Annotated in this window: 17 protein-coding genes and 1 tRNA gene; 5 read left to right on the forward strand and 13 right to left on the reverse strand. The window is 71.5% G+C overall.

What is annotated here, in order from left to right; translation table 11 throughout:
• Positions 1–97 precede the first annotated feature (97 nt).
• The 5 genes from ACQUQ1_RS08010 to ACQUQ1_RS08030 all read right to left on the reverse strand — a co-directional run bounded on the left by ACQUQ1_RS08010 (position 98) and on the right by ACQUQ1_RS08030 (position 5,901).
• Complete coding sequence (locus ACQUQ1_RS08010) at positions 98–1,837, reverse strand: tRNA uridine(34) 5-carboxymethylaminomethyl modification radical SAM/GNAT enzyme Elp3 (protein ID WP_435063759.1); 1,740 nt, start codon at positions 1,835–1,837, stop codon at positions 98–100.
• A gap of 166 nt (positions 1,838–2,003) precedes the next feature.
• Positions 2,004–4,163, reverse strand: a complete 2,160-nt coding sequence (locus ACQUQ1_RS08015) for a DHH family phosphoesterase (protein ID WP_435063760.1) — start codon at positions 4,161–4,163, stop codon at positions 2,004–2,006.
• A 189-nt stretch (positions 4,164–4,352) separates the two neighbouring features.
• On the reverse strand, positions 4,353–4,955 hold the full coding sequence (locus ACQUQ1_RS08020; protein ID WP_435063761.1) for a YIP1 family protein: 603 nt from the start codon (positions 4,953–4,955) through the stop codon (positions 4,353–4,355).
• Positions 4,956–5,039: 84 nt separating this feature from the next.
• On the reverse strand, positions 5,040–5,627 hold the full coding sequence (locus tag ACQUQ1_RS08025; protein WP_435063762.1) for a thymidine kinase: 588 nt from the start codon (positions 5,625–5,627) through the stop codon (positions 5,040–5,042).
• A 189-nt stretch (positions 5,628–5,816) separates the two neighbouring features.
• A tRNA-Leu gene (locus tag ACQUQ1_RS08030) sits at positions 5,817–5,901 on the reverse strand.
• Positions 5,902–6,145: 244 nt separating this feature from the next.
• Here ACQUQ1_RS08030 and ACQUQ1_RS08035 point away from each other — a divergent pair.
• On the forward strand, positions 6,146–6,739 hold the full coding sequence (locus tag ACQUQ1_RS08035) for a DUF420 domain-containing protein (RefSeq protein WP_435063763.1): 594 nt from the start codon (positions 6,146–6,148) through the stop codon (positions 6,737–6,739).
• 383 nt (positions 6,740–7,122) lie between these two features.
• Here ACQUQ1_RS08035 and purF read toward each other — a convergent pair whose 3' ends face one another.
• The 3 genes from purF to ACQUQ1_RS08050 all read right to left on the reverse strand — a co-directional run bounded on the left by purF (position 7,123) and on the right by ACQUQ1_RS08050 (position 9,326).
• Positions 7,123–8,661: an amidophosphoribosyltransferase gene (gene purF / locus ACQUQ1_RS08040; protein WP_435063764.1), complete on the reverse strand. Its 1,539-nt coding sequence runs from the start codon at positions 8,659–8,661 to the stop codon at positions 7,123–7,125.
• A gap of 276 nt (positions 8,662–8,937) precedes the next feature.
• On the reverse strand, positions 8,938–9,114 hold the full coding sequence (locus ACQUQ1_RS08045; RefSeq protein WP_435063765.1) for a 50S ribosomal protein L37e: 177 nt from the start codon (positions 9,112–9,114) through the stop codon (positions 8,938–8,940).
• Complete coding sequence (locus tag ACQUQ1_RS08050; protein WP_435063766.1) at positions 9,111–9,326, reverse strand: LSM domain-containing protein; 216 nt, start codon at positions 9,324–9,326, stop codon at positions 9,111–9,113. The genes ACQUQ1_RS08045 and ACQUQ1_RS08050 overlap by 4 nt, the downstream gene beginning before the upstream one ends.
• A 326-nt stretch (positions 9,327–9,652) precedes the next feature.
• Between ACQUQ1_RS08050 and ACQUQ1_RS08055 the strand changes: the two genes are divergently transcribed.
• From ACQUQ1_RS08055 to ACQUQ1_RS08065, 3 genes are all read left to right on the forward strand, one after another.
• Positions 9,653–11,005, forward strand: coding sequence for an RNase J family beta-CASP ribonuclease (locus ACQUQ1_RS08055; protein ID WP_435063767.1), 1,353 nt, complete (start codon positions 9,653–9,655; stop codon positions 11,003–11,005).
• A gap of 2 nt (positions 11,006–11,007) precedes the next feature.
• Positions 11,008–12,057: a geranylfarnesyl diphosphate synthase gene (idsA3, locus tag ACQUQ1_RS08060; protein ID WP_435063768.1), complete on the forward strand. Its 1,050-nt coding sequence runs from the start codon at positions 11,008–11,010 to the stop codon at positions 12,055–12,057.
• Between the two features lie 130 nt (positions 12,058–12,187).
• Positions 12,188–13,099, forward strand: a complete 912-nt coding sequence (locus tag ACQUQ1_RS08065) for a DMT family transporter (RefSeq protein ID WP_435063769.1) — start codon at positions 12,188–12,190, stop codon at positions 13,097–13,099.
• Between the two features lie 45 nt (positions 13,100–13,144).
• Here ACQUQ1_RS08065 and bcp read toward each other — a convergent pair whose 3' ends face one another.
• The 3 genes from bcp to priS all read right to left on the reverse strand — a co-directional run bounded on the left by bcp (position 13,145) and on the right by priS (position 15,948).
• Complete coding sequence (gene bcp, locus ACQUQ1_RS08070; RefSeq protein WP_435063770.1) at positions 13,145–13,615, reverse strand: thioredoxin-dependent thiol peroxidase; 471 nt, start codon at positions 13,613–13,615, stop codon at positions 13,145–13,147.
• A gap of 112 nt (positions 13,616–13,727) precedes the next feature.
• A complete protein-coding gene (locus ACQUQ1_RS08075) occupies positions 13,728–14,780 on the reverse strand; it encodes a hypothetical protein (protein WP_435063771.1) in 1,053 nt (350 codons plus the stop codon).
• Between the two features lies 1 nt (position 14,781).
• Positions 14,782–15,948, reverse strand: coding sequence for a DNA primase small subunit PriS (gene priS, locus ACQUQ1_RS08080; RefSeq protein ID WP_435063772.1), 1,167 nt, complete (start codon positions 15,946–15,948; stop codon positions 14,782–14,784).
• Between the two features lie 170 nt (positions 15,949–16,118).
• Here priS and ACQUQ1_RS08085 point away from each other — a divergent pair, with 170 nt between their 5' ends.
• The gene (locus tag ACQUQ1_RS08085; RefSeq protein ID WP_435063773.1) at positions 16,119–16,973 is read left to right on the forward strand and encodes a translation initiation factor eIF-2B; all 855 of its coding nucleotides are present in this window, start codon (positions 16,119–16,121) and stop codon (positions 16,971–16,973) included.
• Between the two features lie 46 nt (positions 16,974–17,019).
• Here the strand turns inward: ACQUQ1_RS08085 and ACQUQ1_RS08090 are convergent, their stop codons facing one another.
• Both ACQUQ1_RS08090 and ACQUQ1_RS08095 read right to left on the reverse strand, forming a co-directional pair.
• Positions 17,020–17,505 carry a hypothetical protein gene (locus ACQUQ1_RS08090; RefSeq protein ID WP_435063774.1) on the reverse strand — a complete coding sequence of 162 codons (486 nt, stop codon included), beginning with the start codon at positions 17,503–17,505 and terminating at the stop codon, positions 17,020–17,022.
• Positions 17,506–17,671: 166 nt separating this feature from the next.
• Positions 17,672–18,796, reverse strand: a complete 1,125-nt coding sequence (locus tag ACQUQ1_RS08095) for a Gfo/Idh/MocA family protein (RefSeq protein WP_435063775.1) — start codon at positions 18,794–18,796, stop codon at positions 17,672–17,674.
• Positions 18,797–18,799: the final 3 nt, after the last annotated feature.

The raw sequence follows: 18,799 nt of genomic DNA on the forward strand, positions 1-18,799 counted from the left end.
GACGCAAAAACGCGTCGGTGGCGCTATCTGGTTCGATTCTCCCGTGCCGCGTGGTCACCGTCGCCGCGGGACCGCCGGCGATCCCCGCCCGGCCGGCTCACAGCCGCCTGCTCACGTACGGGCCGTCCTGGTAGTACCCGAGCTTGTCGCGGTAGTAGCCGCGGACGCCGATCCCGGAGATGACCGACAGCTTCGGGAAGCCGGCGTCGGCGGCGAGGTCCTCGGCCTCGCGGAGCAGGCGGCGGCCGTAGCCGCGGTGCTGCCAGTCGCCGTCGCCGTCGTCGCCGTCGAACGTCGCCGGCGACCCGTACACGTGGAGCTCGCGAACGAGCGCGGCGTCGGCCAGCTCCCGGCGGACGGGGTCGCCGTCGGCGGCGGGGCCCGCGCCGGGGGCGGCGTGCGAGTAGGAGGGGAACCGGAGGCGACAGAACCCGACGAGCAGGTCCTGCTCGGTGTCCTCGTAGGAGATGAAGTGCTCGACGCCGCCGCCGGACTCGTACGTCAGCACGTCGAGTTCGACGTCCTCGGGGTTCGGGTCGGCGTCGCTGTGGCCGACCTCCCGCGAGCGGATGTCGCGGAGCTCGTACCCCCTCTCCACGGCCCGCTGTTCCGCGAGCTGGCGGAGGTTCGACTTCCAGACGCCGGCGTCGATGAAGTCCGCGGGGATGTCGCGCTGGACGCGCTGGAGCCGGCAGTACTTCGGGATCTCGTTCATCGCCTCGGCGACGAGGTCGGCCGCCTCCTCGTTGTCCAGCGGCTCGAAGTCGTCTCGGCGCCACTGGTCGTATACGCGCGTCCCCCGCACGACGAGCGTCGGGTAGATCTTGAGGTAGTCCGGGCGCCACTGGGGGTTCTCGAACAGCTGTCGGAAGTCCTCGCGGCACATCTCCCGGGTCATCCCCGGCTGGCCGGGCATCATGTGGAAGCCCACCTTGAATGCGGCATCGCGTAGCCGGCGGTTCGCGTCGACCGAGGCCTGGTTGCCGTGGCCGCGGTGCATCTCGCGGTTGACGCGCTCGTAGGTCGTCTGGACGCCCACTTCGACCTTCGTCCCGCCGAGGCGCAGCATCCGGTCGATCTGCTCGGGGTCGCACCAGTCGGGCTTCGTCTCGAACGTGATGCCGACGCAGCGCACGTCGGCGGACTCGTTGCGGCTCTTCACGTCCTCCAGGTACGCGAACTCGTACTCGTCCGGGTCCTGCGCGAAGCTCCGGCCCTCGGCGGGGTCGGGCCGCCCGTTCACGTCGTACTCGTTCATCGCCCGCAGCGCGCGCTTGACGAACCACTCCTGGTAGTCGTGCGAGCGCGCGGTCATCGTCCCGCCCATCAGGATGAGTTCGGCCTTGTCGACGGGGTGGCCGATGTGGCGGAGCTGTTCGAGCCGGAGCGTCACCTGGCCGTACGGGTCGTAGTCGTTCTGCTTGCCGCGGGCGGCCGCGGGCTCGTGGCCGGTGTAGCTCTGGGCGGAGTCGAACTCCGAGGCCGGCCCGCCGGGGCAGTAGAGGCACTTCCCGTGCGGGCAGGTGTGCGGCGAGGTCATGATCGCGATCGGCGAGACCCCCGAGGCGGTCCGGACGGGCTTGCGCCGCACCACCTCGCGCACCTCCTCGCGACGACCCTCCGGGGCGCGCTGAAGCAGGTCGGTGTTCTGCGGCACCTTCGGGGAGGAGAACTCCGAGCAGGCGTCGAGCTTGGCGGACTCGAGGTCGTCGCGGTCGACCTCGCCGTCGAGGATCCGCTCGACGAGTCGCTGGCAGGCCCGCTCGAACGCCTCCGGCTCGTCGGACTCCCGCGCGTACTCGGAGAGCTCGGGGTCCGACCCCGCGGTGCCGCTCATTGGGTGTGAGTGGTCGCGTTCGGTGGGTAAGAGTTTCGTTCGCGCGGGTCGATCCGCGCGCCCGGCCGTCCCACGCGTCGCCGTCGGGCGCACGGGCTCGCGGGAGTTCGACGGCCCCGCTCGCGAGCCGGCAGCGGACGGACGGCAGAAACGGGGGGATCCGCGCTCAGTTCAGCTGCCCGGCGACCGCGTCGACGACGGCGTCGGTGACCTCGTCGCGGCGGCCCGCGAGGTACTCCACGCGGCCCTGGCGGACGCCGACGGCGGTGACGCCCGCGTCCGGCACCGCCATCGCGGCGTCGCCGGCGGCCTCGCGCACGTCCACGTCGTCGTCAGCCCGAACGTACAGCTCGTCGGTGCCGTAGACGACCGTGGCGTCTCGGTCGCCGCGGCGCTGGAGCTCGTCCGCGAGGAGGGTCGTCGACGGGAAATCGAAGCGGTGGCTGTACGCGTCGGCGTCCAGCGTCGCGAACGTGCGGCCCTCGACCTCGCGCTCCTCGATGTTCGCCTCGGCGGTCTCGAGTTCGGTCTCGAGCTTCTCGCGGAACTGGCCGGCGATGTGGCCCGCGAGGTCGCCGCCCTCGGAGTCGAACAGGATGTCCGCGATGAGCTCGCGCTTGTCCTCGTAGCTCTGGTAGTACGCCTCGAGCGCGACGGCCTCGCGGAGGTCCGCGACGCGGTCCTCGTCGACGCCCGCCTCGCGCGCGAGGTCGGCGTACGTCTCGGGCGTCCCCTCCCAGTAGCTGACGGCGGGGAGGTGCGCCAGGTCGTCGGCGACGTCGTCGTTGACCGTCGCCGCGAGGACCGACGCGAGCGCGCCGGTGGTCAGGTCGTCCGCGTCCGCGTCGCCGTCGGCGAGCCCGGGGTTGACGAGCGTCGCGACGGCGTCGGCGATCTCGGGGTCGGCGGTCGCGGCGTCGACGACGACGCGACGCGCCCCGTAGACCCCCAGGAGGTCGAGGCCGTCCTCGGACTCGACGGTCGACCCCGTGCCCACGAGCAGGACGAGCGGGAGCTGCTCGCCGTGACGGTCGCGGTCCTGGAGCATCCGCGTCGCGTCGTTCGTCGCGGCGTCCATGTCGTACACCGGCTCGTCGAGCGGCCGGCGGGTGAAGTAGTGGTACTCGGCGTCGCTCTTGGAGTGCTCCTCGCGCACGAGCGGGAGGACGGCGCGCTCGATGGCGGCGCCGGCGACGTAGCCGTCGGCGGTCGCGGCGTGCCGGACGACGACGGGGCGCGACTCGATGACCGCGCGGCGGATCGCCTCGGCGGCGTCGAGCAGGTCGTCGCCGACCGCCTCGACGGCCGGGTGCTCGCCCAGGGTGGCGACCTCGTCGGGGCGGGCCTCGTCGGTGAGGGCGTCAGCTAACCGTCGTTGTACCGCCTCGGCCTCCTCCCCCTCCAGGGCCGCGAGCGCCTCGGTCTCCACCTGGATCTCGTTGCGCCGGACCTCGACCTCTCCGTCGAGGCGCACGATGTCGCCGACCTCGATGTCCGGGTAGGCGCGAACGCCCGCCTGCACGAAGGCCGCGCAGTCGACGACGCCCGTCTCGTCGCGGAGCTCGAACACCGTCGGTCCGCCCGTCTGGCGCGCGCCGACGACCTCGCCCTCGATGCGGACCGTCTCGCCCACGCGGTTCGAGAGCGTGCCGATGCCGACGCGCTCGGCCTCGCCCTCCGGCCGCGACTGGTTTCGCTCGCGGATCTCCTCGACGTCGTCCCCGGACTCCTCGTCGGCCGCCTCCTCCTCGACGGCGGCCGCGCTCGCCGCGCCCGACCCGCCGGAGTCGGCGGAACCTCGGCCGCCGGATTCGCCGCCGGCGTCGGCGTCGGTTTCGTCGACCGACCCTTCGTCGCCCTCGCCGTTCTCGTCGCCTCCGCCCGGGCTATCTGGGGTCGGGGTGTGCGTCACGACGGGACCGTCGTCGTCGTCGTCATCGTCGTCCGGCTCGCGCTCGCGTTCGGTCGTCCCCTCCTGGACGAGCACGCCGCGGAACTCCCGCTCGGACTGGCGGATCGACCACGCGAGGTCCACGTCCCCGTTGTCGCGGACGTTCTTCACCTGGACGAACACCTCGTCGCCGGGCTCCCAGTCGAGCGACTCGATCCGCCGGTCGAGCTCCGAGCGGTGGAGCAGGCCGGTGACGTTCGACGACAGGTCGATGAACACGCCGAAGTCGGCGTAGCCGTCGACGATGCCGCTGTAGAAGCGATTCGGGACGAGCTGGTCGGGGTCGTTGCCGCGGAACTCGAAGACGACGTCCTCCTCGTGTGAGGAGCAGATGCGCCCGTCCACGGACGCACCACAGATGATACACGTACCCATTTGTTGGAGCCAGTGCCCCCTGCCTAAAACGGTTGTCGAAACGCCGACGGACCTGGCCCCGTCGGGCGTCCCGCCGCCGTCGGCGATTCCGTCCCGTCGGGCGTCCCGCGTTCGCACGCCGGCCCCGGATCGGGGGCCCCGGCCGGCCGGTCGAACGGCCGAGCGGGTCCCGCGTCGACCCGCAGCGGCTCAGATGATGTACCAGCGGGTCAGCAGCGTCGCCGCGGCGTCGAACCCGCGGAAGCCGTAGCCGAACACGAGCGCCGCGGGCACCGCCGTGGCGGCGACCGCGCGCTCGCTCGACGTGGCGTGCACCTCGCGGATCCCGAGCGCGAGCAGCCCCGCCCCGTACAGCGCGCACGCCGCTCGGAGCTCTGGGACCGGCGGCCCGGCGAGCGCGCACGGCGCGCTCGCGTACGCGACCACCTGGACCGTCTCGCTGATCCCGGCGCGGTCCCTGACGAGCGCGATGAGCAGGACGGTCTGAAGCGCGGCCGTCAGGTGGAGCGCGGCGGGCGCGAGGAACACGGCCACGAACAGCAGCGACACGACCGCCGACACGCCGGGGCCGCCGAACGCGGTCGGGATCGTCGCCGGCGCGAACAGGAACCGGCCGCCGGCGAAACAGACCGCGACGCAGACCGCGAACACGAGCCCGGGCGCCTGGTCGCCGGGCGCGACGCCCGTTCGGAAGAAGCGCGTCGGCCTGACCAGCACCTCCGCCCAGGCGCGGGCGACGGCGGCCGGCCCGCGCGCCCGTCCCCCCTCGGGGTTCTCTACCCAGGTCGTCACACCCGGCGTTGTGCCGGCGCGGTCATGACGATTCCGGTAGAGAACGGGACGTCACGGGGCGACGGGCTCCCGCCGCGGGCGGCCTCAGTCCCGGTCGACGACGTGGCAGTCGCGACACCTGGCCTGGTAGCTCTCCTCGGCGCCGACGAGGATCGTCGGGTCGTCCTCGTGGGCGGGTTCGCCCTCGATGAGGCGCTGGTTCCGGGTCGCCGGCTCCCCGCAGACCGCGCAGATGGCCTGGAGCTTGTCGACGTACTCGGCGACGGCCATCAGGTCGGGGAGGGGATCGAACGGCTCGCCGCGGTACGTCTGGTCGGTCCCGGAGACGATCACCCGACGGTCGTCCTCGGCCAGGGTCTGACACACCTCGACGAGGGCGTCCGAGAAGAAGTTGGCCTCGTCGACCGCGACGACCCGCTCGCCGTTCAGCGTGTCGAGGATGTCCCACGGCCCGTCCCCCTCGCTGTCGACGACGGTCGCCTCCCACGAGCGGCCGTTGTGGGTCCCGATCGTCGTCTCGCCGTACCGCTCGTCCATCGCGGGCGAAAAGACGGCGATGTCCTGGCCGGCGATCTCCGCGCGTCTGAGGCGCCGCAGGAGTTCCTCGGTCTTCCCGGAGAACATCGACCCCGAGATGACCTCGATCCACCCGGAGCCGGTGATCGCGTGCATACCAGTGGAGGCCGTGTGCTCCCCGGAAAACCGTTGCCCTCTGTCGGCCGACCGCCGCCGGTCGGCCCGCGACGGGGCGATCGCTACTCGGTGTAGCGGTCGGAAGGATTGTGCGTGGGTGCTGTCTGTAGGGCGCCCCGAAGGGCGCACAGCACCCGCATCCGAGCGGCGGGAAGCCGCCGCGTGAGATGCGTGGGACCGGATTTGAACCGGCGGACCTCTACAGGACAGCGCCCTCAACGCTGCGCCGTTGGCCTGGCTTGGCTACCCACGCATCGTGCGTCAGTACGCACTACGACGTATCCCGGTTACAAATAAAGGGCTTTCCATTCGGGCGGGGCTTCGGGTGAGACCCGCACGCAGCGGCGGGGTGATCCCGCCCGTCCGGGCCCCTCCCGGTCGACGGTCAGGAGAGTCGTGCACGACTCGACCCCCCGGAGCGGCACCCGGTGTCGACGACGCGGCCATGCCGTTCCGATCGGACAACGGCTATACATCCGCCGTCCCTCCGGGGACGTATGAGCACGGACACAGCGGCACCGGTCGCGCGGGTCCGCGGGTTCGCTCGCGAACACAGTCTCGGCGTCGCCGCCCTGCTCTCGGGGGTCGCGCTCGCCCTCGTGTTCGCGGTCGGCGGCGGCGTCGTCCCCGCCGCGTTCCTCCCCCGCGCCCCGAAGCCCGTCATCGAGGCGATCCCGACGCTCAACGCCGCCGTCTCGCTGGCCGCGATCGGGACCATCGCCGCCGGGGTCCGCGCCGCCCGCGGCCGCGACTTCGAGACCCACCGGCGGTTCATGCTCGCGTCGACGGGGCTGTTCGCCGCGTTCCTCGCGATGTACCTCTACCGGATCGCGCTGGTCGGGACGACCGACTTCGGCGGTCCGACCGTCGTCGAGCGGTTCGTCTACCTCCCGCTGCTTACCGTTCACATCATCCTCGCAGTCGTCTGCGTCCCGCTCGTCCTGTACGTGCTCACGCTCGCGACCACGCGCCCGAAACGCGACCTGTTCGACACGGCCCACGCCCGGGTCGGCCGGGTCGCGGCGTCGCTGTGGCTCGTCTCGTTCGCGCTCGGGGTCGTCGTCTACGTGCTGCTGTATCACGTCTACTGACCGTCACGGGCCGGCGCCGACCGACGCTCCGCGTTCGCGAGGGTTCAAATAGGGTGACGGGACCAGACGCCCCGATGCGGTGAACGTCGCCGCGGGCCGGGAGCGGGTGTGCGACACGACGGTCCGCGGGCGGTTCGGGTGTCGCCTGTCAGCCACGTGAACAGCGTCGCATCGGACTGCCGTCGGTGCCTGACGACCCAACACGGCTACCTCGCCGCGGTGAGTCGAGTGCTCGCTTCGCTCACGGCTCCCTTCGGTCGCCGTTCTCCGTCGCGGTCTCGCTCCGCTCGACCGCGCTTCGCTCGCCCTCGCGTCTTCTGTGCGCGCCTCGGCCCGGCGACCTCGCCGCGGTGAGTCGAGGGCTCGCTTCGCTCGCCCTCGCGTCAATCGTCGGCGGGCGACGGCTCCCCGACCGTCGGCCGGGTCACGTCGCGATCGGTCTCCTCGCCGTCGATGTCGTACGGGTACTCGCCGGTGACGCAGCCCAGACACAGGTCAGCCTTCGTCGATTTGAGCGCGCCGGCGACGGCGTCGACCGACAGGTACGACAGCGAGTCCGCGCCCACCGCCTCGCGGACCTCCTCGACCGACCGGTCGGCCGCGATCAGTTCCTCCCGCGTCGCCATATCGATCCCCATGTAGCAGGGGGCGACGATGGCCGGGGCTCCGATGCGGACGTGGACCTCCTCGGCGCCGGCGTCGCGGAGCAACTCGACCAACTGCGTCGAGGTGGTGCCGCGGACGATGGAGTCGTCGATGAGCGTCACGGTCTTCCCCTCGACCGTCGAGCGGATCGGGTTCAGCTTCAGCCGTACCGCCCGCTCGCGCTCGTCCTGCGAGGGCATGATGAACGTCCGGCCGACGTACCGGTTCTTCATCAGCCCCTCGGCGAACTCCACGTCCGCGCCGTCCTCGGCGGCGGCGTCGGCGTAGCCGGAGGCGAACGCCCGGCCGGAGTCGGGGACCGGCATTACGACGTCCGAGTCGACGCCGGACTCCTCCCACAGCGCCCGTCCGAGGTCGCGTCGAGCCTCGTAGACGAGCGTGTCGTCGATGACCGAGTCCGGGCGCGCGAAGTAGACGTGCTCGAAGAAACAGTGGGCAGAGTGTTCCTCCTCGAACAGCCGATACGAGTCGAAGCCGCTGCCGTCGGCCTCCAGCACGACTAGTTCACCCGGCTTCACGTCGCGAACGAGGTCGCCGTCGAGCGTGTCGATGGCCGCGGACTCGCTCGCGATGACGTAGCCGTCATCCAGTTCGCCGATGCACAGCGGTCGGTTTCCCTGGGGGTCGCGGACGCCGATCACGGTGTCGTCGTGCATCACGGTCAGCGAGTAGGAGCCGTGGACGCGGTCCATCGTCCGCTTGACCGCGCGGATGAGATCGGACTCGAGGAGGTTGCGCGCGAGGTCGTGGGCGATGACCTCCGTGTCCCCCTGCGAGGTGAACGCGTGCCCCGAGGACGCGAGTTCCTCGCGGATCTCGTCGGCGTTGACGAGGTTTCCGTTGTGCGCGAGCCCGAGCGCGCCGGACTTGAACGACACCGAGAACGGTTGGGCACAGCAGGCGTTGACGCCGCCGGCGGTGGGATAGCGGACGTGACCGATGCCCGCCGAGCCCGCGAGGCTGTCGAGATCCGACTGCGAGAAGGCGTCGCCGACGAGCCCCATCTCCACGTGGCTGTGCTGCTGGAAGCCGTCGTGGGTGGCGATCCCGGCGGAGTCCTGTCCGCGGTGCTGGAGCGCGTACAGCGAGTAGTACAGCGGGCGGGCGGCGGCCCGGTCGGCCAGCGAGACGCCGACGACGCCGCACTTCTCGGTCGGGCCGTCGACGGGGGTCGGCTCGCGCGAGCCGTCGCCGAGCGGTTCGGTGAGCGATGTGACCGGTGCCGCCGCACCGTCCCCGGGATCGCCGTTTGCCATGGGCGATACTGGGGTCCCGCTTCACAAAAACCCTCGTTATCGTGCGTAGGTCGGCGACGACTCGGGAGGATGTATGCACAAATTTGAACAGACACCGGGGCGGCGATGCGGGGAGACGACAGTCGGCGGCGGACCCGAACCTCGCGCGCGGAACTGTCGCGTCGGATCCGTCACCGCGAGAGGGGGTCACCGGGGCTCGGTCGGGGACCGATCCGAACCCGGTCGACCGGCGCGGCGGCTACCGGCTCGTTGAGTTCGAGAGAGGAGAGAGGAGCGTCAGTTGTCGCCGGCCTTCGACTGCCACTCGTAGTCGCGCCGCTTGGCGGACTTGCCGAAGCCGCACGAGGCGCACTTCTTCTTCTTCACGTGGTAGGACTTCTCGCCGCAGCGTCGACACTTGACGTGCGTCGTCTTGTTCTTCTTCCCTTGAGACGGCGTACCGGCTCCGGTCATGCGTTGATGGAAACGACGTTGTCGCCACGGATAATCGTTGTGTCTTCGACCTCGTCGTCGGCCGAGCCCTCCAGTTCGGTGGGGTCGAGCACGACGTTCATGTGCTGGTCGTAGCCCGCGAGGACGCCGAAGTGCGCGGTGCCGTCCTTGAGGTGGACGGTCACCGGCGTGTCGAGCGCCTCCTCGAGCACGTCGAGCGGACGGCCTGGCATGTTCGCCCCGTCGGCCGAATCGGGTTTAAGAGTACCGGACGGGATCGGACGGCGAGAGTCGACGACTCGGATACGGTCGCGGGGTTCTCCCCCTCGTCCCCGTCGCGGGACGGGCGAACCCGAGCAGTTTTAACAGATGGCCTGTAGGATACAATCACCACGAGCCCGCGGGTAAGTACGGGGACCGATCCCCGTATTGCGGGATTGCGGACCGACGCGCTGCAAGACGCCGGGGTCCACAGCGACCCGTGCCGGGGCTTTCCGTACGAGCATCGGCCGCGCGCGACGCGCGGGATTCACGCTCGCAACACAGACAGACCGAACATATGGAAGTAGAAATCGCAACGATCGGCGGCTACGAGGAAGTCGGCCGCCAGATGACGGCAGTTCGCGCAGGGAACGACATCGTCGTGTTCGACATGGGCCTCAACCTGAGTCAGGTCCTGATCCACGACAACGTCGAGACGGAGAAGATGCACAGCCTGGACCTCATCGACATGGGCGCCATCCCGGACGACCGGGTCATGAGCGACATGGAGGGCGACGTGCAGGCCATCGTGCCGACGCACGGCCACCTCGACCACATCGGCGCCATCTCGAAACTGGCCCACCGGTACGACGCGCCCGTCGTCTCCGCGCCGTTCACCATCGAGCTGGTCAAACAGCAGGTGAAGGGCGAGAACAAGTTCAACGTCGACAACGACCTCGTCAAGATGGAGGCGGGCGAGACGATGTCCATCGGCGACTCGGGCAACGTCGAACTGGAGTTCGTCCACGTGACCCACTCCATCATCGACGCGATCAATCCGGTCCTCCACACCCCCGAGGGCGCGGTCGTCTACGGCCTCGACAAGCGGATGGACCACTCGCCGGTCCTCGAGGACCCGATCGACATGGAACGCTTCCGGGAGATCGGCCGCGAGGGCAACGGCGTGCTCGCGTACATCGAGGACTGTACGAACGCCGGCCGGAAGGGCCGCACGCCCTCCGAGTCCGTCGCCCGACGCCACCTGAAGGACGTGCTCACGTCCGTCGAGGACTACGACGGCGGCATCGTCGCCACCACGTTCTCCTCGCACGTCTCGCGCGTCTCCTCGCTCGTCGAGTTCGCCCAGGAGATCGGCCGCGAGCCGGTGCTGCTGGGTCGCTCGATGGAGAAGTACTCCGGCACCGCCGAGCGGCTGGACTTCGTGGACTTCCCGGACGACCTCGGGATGTACGGCCACCGCAAGTCCGTCGACCGGACGTTCAAGCGGATCATGCAGGAGGGCAAGGAGAAGTACCTCCCCATCGTCACGGGCCACCAGGGCGAGCCGCGCGCGATGCTCACCCGGATGGGCCGCGGCGAGACCCCCTACGAACTGGACGACGGCGACAAGGTCATCTTCTCGGCGCGGGTCATTCCCGAGCCGACGAACGAGGGTCAGCGCTACCAGTCCGAGCGCCTCCTGAAGATGCAGGGCGCGCGCATTTACGACGACATCCACGTGTCGGGCCACCTCCGTGAGGAGGGGCACTACCAGATGCTCGACGCGCTCGAGCCCCGGCACGTCATCCCGGCCCACCAGGACATGAAGGGCTTCGCCCCGTACGTGGACCTCGCCAGCAGGAAGGGCTACAAGGTCGGGCGGGACCTCCACGTCACCCAGAACGGGAACATGATCCAGCTGACCGAGTGACGATGACGCAGGACGCGACCGCCGAACGGGTGCTCGCGGCGATCGAACAGCGCCGCGAGCGAGTCAACGACGCCATCGACGGGGACCTCCCGATGGCGGAGCCCGAGCGGCTCTACGAGGCCACCCGGTACATCCTCGAGGCGGGGGGCAAGCGGCTCCGGCCGACGGCCGCGCTGCTCGTCGGCGAGGCGCTCGCGGGCGTCGACGCCGACGGGTCGACCGACTACCGGTCGTTCCCCGCCCTCGACGGGTCGACGTTCGACCTCATGCGCACGGCGGTCAGCGTCGAGGTCATCCAGTCGTTCACGCTCATCCACGACGACATCATGGACGACGACGATCTCCGGCGCGGCGAGCCGGCGGTCCACCGAGCGTACGACACCGAGACGGCGATCCTCGCGGGCGACACGCTGTACGCCAAGGCGTTCGAGCTGCTCTCGGACACCGGCGCCGCCCCCGGGAACACGGTCGACGCGGTCAACCGCCTCGCCTCCGCGTGCACCCGGATCTGCGAGGGACAGTCGCTCGACGTCGACTTCGAGAACCGCGACGACGTGACGCCGGATGAGTACCTCGAGATGGTCGAGCTGAAGACCGCCGTCCTGTACGGGGCGTCGGCGGCCATCCCGGCGGTGCTCATGGGGGCCGACGACGCGACCGTGCAGTCGCTGTACGAGTACGGCGTCGACTCCGGCCGGGCGTTCCAGATCCAGGACGACGTGCTCGACCTGACGGTGCCCTCCGAGCGGTTGGGCAAACAGCGCGGCTCCGACCTCGTCGAGGGGAAGGAGACGCTCATCACCCTCCACGCGCGCCAGCAGGGCGTCGACGTGGACGGGCTGGTGACCGCGGAGACGCCGGCCGAGGTGAGCGAGGCCGAGGTCGACGACGCCGTCGCGGTGCTGGAGGACGCCGGCTCGATCGACTACGCCCGCGAGATGGCCGAGGACCTCACGGCGCGTTCGAAGGAGCGCCTCGACGTGCTCCCCGAGGGCCCCGCCCGCGACACGCTCGCCGACCTCGCGGACTACCTCATTACCCGCGGCTACTGAACACGGCCGGGGCGGCTCGCGGGTCCCGCTCCCCGGCTCCGGGGGATCCGAACGACTCCCTTCCGGCGCGACCGACCGGAACGGAAACGCCGAAGTCGTCCCCGCCCGCGCAGTCGGGTGTGACCCTCCCGTGAGCTCCGTCCGCAACGCCGCCCTCTTTCTCGCCCTCGGCGTCTTCTGGGGCGGGAGCTTCCCCGCCATCGAGGTCGCCCTGCGGGAGCTGAGCCCGATCCTGATCGGCGCGTACCGCTTCGACGTGGGCGCGCTCGTCATGCTCGGGTACGTGTTCTGGCGCTCCGAGGATCCCCTCCCCCGTGCCCGGGCGGACGTCTGGGCCGTCCTCGTGGCCGGTCTCCTGTTCGTCGTCGTCAACATCGTCTTCCTCGCGTACGGTCAGGTGTACACCACCGGCGGCATCGCTGCCATCGTCTACAGCCTCAACCCCATCCTGACGACGTTCTTCGCCGTGTGGCTGCTCGGCGAGGGGAGCCTCGACCTCCGCGGCTACGTCGGCGTCGTACTCGGCGTCGTCGGCGTGGCGCTCGTCGCACAGCCCTCGCCCTCGGATCTGGCCGGCGACACCACGATCGGCGTCGCGCTCGTGTTCGTCGCGGCCGTCGCCGTCTCCTTCGGCAGCGTCGCGACCCGCTGGCTCGAACCGGAGTCGGAGGCGCTCCCCCGAACCGCGTGGGGGATGGCGCTGGGCGCGGTCGTGCTCCACGTCCTCAGCGTCCTCGCCGGCGAGCCGCAGCCGGGCCCCTCCACGCTTTCGCCGGCCGTGATCGGCTCGCTGTTGTTCCTGGGCGTGTTCGCCTCGGCGCTCGGCTACGCCATCTACTTCGGCCTCCTCGACCTCCTCGGGCCGTTCGAGATCAACCTCGTCAGCTACGTCGTCCCCGTCGTCGCCACGGTCGCCGGGGCGCTCCTGCTCTCGGAGCCGGTGACGCCGCTCACGCTCGTCGGGTTCGTCGTCGTCGTCGTCGGGTTCGCGCTCGTCAAGCGCGACGCGATCAGAAAGCGGCTTCGCGGACGGACGTGGTGAGCCGGGAGCCTCGGGCGCCCCCGCCCGGCCGACGTCCCGCGGCGGTCACTCCCCTCGGAGGTCGTCGATGTCCGAGAGCAGCTCCTCGGCGTGGTCCTCGGGCGAGACGCCCTCGTAGGCGCGCTCGATCCGCCCGTCGGGGCCGATCAGGTACGTGTTCCGGAAGACGCCCTCGACGACGTTGCCGAAGACGTTCTTCTCGCCGTAGGAGTCGTACGCTGACGCGACGGCGCCGTCCTCGTCCGAGAGCAACGGGAACGGCAGGTCGTGCTTCCGGGCGAACGCCTCCAGGTCCTCGACCGGGTCGTCGCTGACGCCGAGGACCGCCGTGTCGCGCTCCTCGAACTCGTCGTAGGCGTCGCGGAAGCCGCACGCCTCCGTCGTGCACCCCGGGGTGTCCGCGCGCGGGTAGAAGTAGAGGACGACGCGGCGGCCCTCGAACTCGTCGAGCGAGACCTCGCGGCCCACGTGGTCGGGGAGCGTGAACCCGGGCGCCTCGGTGCCGGTGTCGAGCATGCACGGGGGTGCGGCCGGGGACGGAAAAGCCGTGTCGGTTGTGGAACGCGGAACCGTGAGCGGGGTCGCGCCGACGGCGAACGGCGACGGTAACGGCGACGGCGGCCGCTCGCTACTCGATCGGCTCGGCGGCGTCGCGCTCCACCAGCGGCTCGGCGTTCGTCGCGGGGAGCGTCACCACGTCGTCGCTCGCGAGGTCGTACTCGATGTCGTCGACGCCGAGGATCCGCCCCACGTCGCTGGTGATGCGGACGGTCCGCCTGTCCGCGCCGTCGTCGCGTGCGTCGCCGGTCGCCCGTCCTCCCTCCGCGGGCGCGTCGGCAGCCCCGGGGTCGGTGTCGGCCGGGGCCTCGCCCGCGCGGTCCGGCTCCGATCCGGGGACGAACTCGCCGCCGTCCTCGGCGGCCGCGGCGCGCGCCGAGTCGCCGTCCGAACCCGGATCGGACGCGCCGGCGTCCGGCGGCGACTCGGGCGGGGCGACCGGACCGTCGGACCCCGACCCCGCGTCGGTGTCGGACGGGGAGCCGGTCGTCCCCATCGCGTCCGCGAGGACGCCGGACCCGGCGTCGCCGTCGGAACTCGGGTCGCCCGGATCGTCGGCCCCGATCGATCCGTCCGACGGGAGAGCGTCGGCGGGGGCGCCGGGGGTCCCGTCGACCCGATCGGCCGTGTCGCCCGTCTGGTCGCTGCCGGGCGGTCCCGACCCCGACGCGACGGCGGGGACCTCCTCCTGCGCCGCGTCGAAGCCGACGTCCACGTCGCCGTCGGCACCCTCGGCGTCGTTGTCGAGCACGTCGAGGACGCGGCCCTTGTTCTGCTCGATGCGGACGACGAGGTCCTCGAACAGCTCCGCCTCCTGAACGGTCATCCCCTCGGTGTCGGTCGGGGCGCCCGCGGCGGCGAACGAGGACAGCTTCACCACCTTGCCGACGCGGCGCTCGTACAGCGACTCGACGACCTCCTCGGCCGTCTCGATCTCGTCGGAGAGCTTCCGCACCTGCTCGTCGGCGAAGGGGTTGTCGACGGCGGCCGCGCGCTCGTCGCGCTGCCGCTTCCGCTCGGCGAGGTAGGCGGCCACGTCCTCGTAGAAGGAGTCCCGCAGGTGCTGGAGGCTGTCCTTCCTGCGTTCCTTCGACTGTACGGATCGTAGCTCGTCCAGGTCCATCTCACTCCCTCGCCTTCTCCGCGCGTCCGCGTGCCATCAGGAACACGCCGACGTACTCCGGTACGGACACGATACCCTCCTCCGCCTTATCTCTGTCGTCGCCCACGTCGACCGGCCCGGGCTCGTGCACGTCGACGAGGATGTCGCGCCCGCGGAAGCGGTCGGGGACGGCGTCGGTCAGGGGATCGAACGACGCCACCTCCCCCCGCTCCAGCGGCCGGACGACCAGGCCGCTCCCGCCGTGGATGCTCCCCGGCAGGCGGATGAGCCGCCGGACGTCGGTCGTGACGGGCTCGTCGATGGGGGCGGTCTGCTCGGCGGTGACGCGCTCGGCTATCGCGCGCACGAGCGTCGACGCGCCCGGGCCGAGTTCGACGTTCCCGGCCTTCACCCCCTCGGGGTTGCGTTCGAGCACGCCGTGGATGGTCCGGGCGGTCTTCTCGCCGACGCCGTCGAGTTCCTGCAGCGTCGCGAGCGCCTCCTCCTCGTCCATCGCGCGCAGTTCCTCGGCGTACGTGACGAGTTCGGCGTGGACGCGCCGTCCCCAGCCCCCCTCGACGCGCAGCGTCTTCTGCAGGGTGCCGCGCTCGTTCGGGCGCTTCTCGATGAGGCCGTCGTAGTTGAGGTCGACCGCGCGGACGTAGTCGACGACCTCCCGGCGCGCCGTCGAGTCGAGGCCGGCGACCGCCTCGTCGCGGACGTGGACGTGGTAGCCGCGCCCGCCGGAGAAGACCACCCGGAGATCGTCGTCGTCGAAGCCGAAGTCCGCCTCCAGCAGGTCGAGCAGGTCCAGCAGCTCCCCCTTACAGGCGGCGAGCATGTCGGCGTAGCTCGTCGCCTCGGGGTCGACGCCGGGGAGGTGGTCGGCGTCGAGGTCGAACACGAGGTCCGCGGCGCGCCACCCCTTGTCGCTCATCCGCTTGTTCGCGGGGTCGTCGTACCGGGCGGCCGAGAAGTAGGCGTGGCGCGGCGTCTCGCGCGCGAGGAACTCGCTCACCTCGCCGATGTCGAGTAGCGACTGGTGGCGGACCATCGTGGTGCCGTCGCCCGCGGTGAAGGGGATGTGGCCCCACTCGCGCTCGTTGGCCTGCGGCGGCGGGGAGACGCTCGCGCTCCGGTAGTAGTCGCCGAAGCGGCCCTTCAGGTACTCGCGGGTGCGGCGGTTCATCTGACGGGGCTCCGATAGTGGCGACGGCGGTATGAGTGTTGCCGTCTGGGTTCGGCTCGTGAGAACTCCCGCCGACCGCGTCCGTCGGCTTCCCCTGCTCGAACCGGGCGCCGCGCGGGAGCGGGGCGGGTCCCGGAACACCTAACCCCGAAACGCCCGACCCCGCACGCATGATAGACGAGACGGTCGCCGAGATCCGCGAGATGCAGACGCACTCCTCGTCTGTCGTCGCGGTGAAGGCGGCGCGGGCGCTGCGCGAGCTCCTCGACCGGGAGTACGCCACCCTCGACGAGTTCGAGCGCGACCTCGAACACAACGCAGGCGCCCTCCGGCGTGCGAACCCCTCCCACGCGAGCCTCCACCGGACGATGCGCGCCGTCACCGACGCCGTCCTCGGGGAGGCCGACTCCGTCGAGGGGGGAAAGTCCCTCCTCGCCGACGCGGTCGACCGGGAGGTCGAGCGGGTCGAGACCGGCAAGACGGAGGCGGCCGCGAACGCCGCCGAGACGTTCGCCGACGGCGAGACGTTTCTCACGCACGACTACTCCTCGACCGTCCTGGAGGCCGTCGAGGCCGCCGCCGCCGACGGCGCGCACATGACCGCCTACGTGACGGAGGCCAGGCCGCGCTACCTGGGGCGCAAGACCGCCCGCACGCTCGCGGCGCTCGACCGCGTGGAGCCGCACCTCGCGGTCGACGCCGCCGCCGGCCACCTCCTCCGGGAGGCCGCCCCCGACCGCGTGGTGATCGGGATGGACTGCATCGTGCGCGACACCCTCTACAACCGCGTCGGGACGTTCCCCGTCGCCGCCGCCGCCGCGCAGGTCGGCGTCCCGGTCGTCGTCGTCGGCTCGGGCGCGAAGGTGATCGACGACGAGTTCCGGTTCGAGAACGAGTTCCGCCCGCCCAGCGAGGTGATGCTCGAACCCGCCGAGGGCATCGCCGTCGAGAACCCCGCCTACGACGCGACGCCGATCGACCTCGTGGACGAGGTCATCACCGACGAGGGCGTCCGCGAGTTCTGAGGTCCGCGGCGACCGGCCGGCCCGCCGGTCCCCGTCGCCGCCCCGGTTACAGGGCGGCCGTCAGCGCGACCGCGACGTGTTCGCCGGCCAACAGCGCCGTCGTCGCCGCGAGGACGCCGACGGCCAGGTCGCGTGCGGCGCCGCCGGCCCGCGACGGCCGGTCCGCGGCGCCGTCCGCTCCGAGCCGCTCGGGCGTCCACCGCCGGGGTCGCCCCCGCCCCGACGCCGCGTCCGCGACCGCGACGAGGCCGAGGACGAGCGCCGACGCGCCGACCGCGTACGGGACCGCCTCGCTCCCGGCGACCGCGACGAGCGGCGCGAGAGCGTCGGTGCGGATCCCGACGACCACGAGCAAGGGAGTCGCGATAGCGACCACCGCGCCGCCGGCGAACACGCGCCGCGGCTCGATCCGTCGGCGGGAGGCGCCCTCGCCGACGGCGACGGCGACCAGGCAGGCGAGGAGGTGCCCGGCCGCGCGCGCCGCGAGGCCGAGGCCGTCCATCCCCGGCGTGCCGAACTGGATCGGAGTCACGGCCGAGAGTCCGCGAGCAACGGAATATGTCTTGTGGGTGGGTGACGCATCACAGCCCCCCGGGCGGGACCCTCGGCCCGCGGTGCCGACGGGACCGCGGCGGGGGCGGCACGACTGCGACGGGCCGGCCCCGGGGGCGTCGGGTCGCCGTCCCGGCCCGTTCAGTTCACCTCGGTTCGACCCGGACGCCCTCGGCGTCGGAGCGCTCGACCGCGTCGAGCACGCGCTGGACCTCGTAGGCGTCGTCGAAGTCCGGGCGGAACTCCCCGCCGTCGGCGACGGCCCGGAGGAACTCGTAGTTCTCGTGGACGAAGGTGTGCTCCCAGCCGATGACGTGCCCCGGCGGCCACCAGTGGTCGATGTACGGGTCGTCCTCGTCGGTGACGAGGACCGTCTCGTACCCGCGGGCGTCGCCGGTCAGCACCTCCAGCTCGTTCAGGCGCTCCAGCGAGAAGCGCAGGCTCCCCTCGCTCCCGTGGACGGCGATCGCGTGGTCGTTCTTGTGGCCCTCGGCCACCCGGGACGCCTCGAACGTCCCGACGGCACCCGACTCGTACTCGACCTGCGCCGAGTAGGCGTCGTCGACGGTGACCGGGCGGGTCTCGCCCTCCTCGCCCTCGACGGGGCGCTCCTCGGTGAACGTCGTGAGCCGCCCCGAGACGCTCGCGGCCTCGCCGACGCGGTCGCCGACGAGGAAGCGCGCGAGGTCGACCGTGTGCGCCCCGAGGTCGCCGAGCGCGCCCGAGCCGGCCATGTCCTCGTCGTTGCGCCAGCTCCACGGCGCCTCCGGGTCCGACAGCCAGTCCTGCAGGTAGCGGCCGCGGACCTGCCGGATCTCGCCGAGCTCGCCCGCGTCGATCAGCCGCTTCGCGTAGCGGATCGCCGGGACGAACCGGTAGTTGAACGCGCAGGCGGCGGGCACGTCGGCGTCGGCGGCGGCCTCGCGCATCCGCTCGGCCCCCGCCAGCGTCGGCGCCAGCGGCTTCTCACAGAGGACGGGCGTACCCGCCTCCAGCGCGGCGACCGAGGGCTCGACGTGGAGGTGGTTCGGCCCGAGGTTGTAGAAGGCGTCCACCTCGTCGACCACGTCGCGCCAGTCCGTCGCGACGTGATCGAACCCGAGGGTGTCGGCGGCCTCGGCCAGCGCCTCCTCGTCTCGGCCGACGACCGTGTGGCGGTTGGTCGCGGGCGCGTCCTCGAAGAACATGGGCAGGCGGTCCAGCGCGTTCGCGTGCGCCTTCCCCATGAAGCGGTACCCCAGCACGCCGATGTCGATGGGTTCGTCGGTCATGTC

Origin of the sequence: Halobaculum sp. EA56, from assembly GCF_051195075.1 — an archaeon.
Lineage (GTDB): Archaea > Halobacteriota > Halobacteria > Halobacteriales > Haloferacaceae > Halobaculum.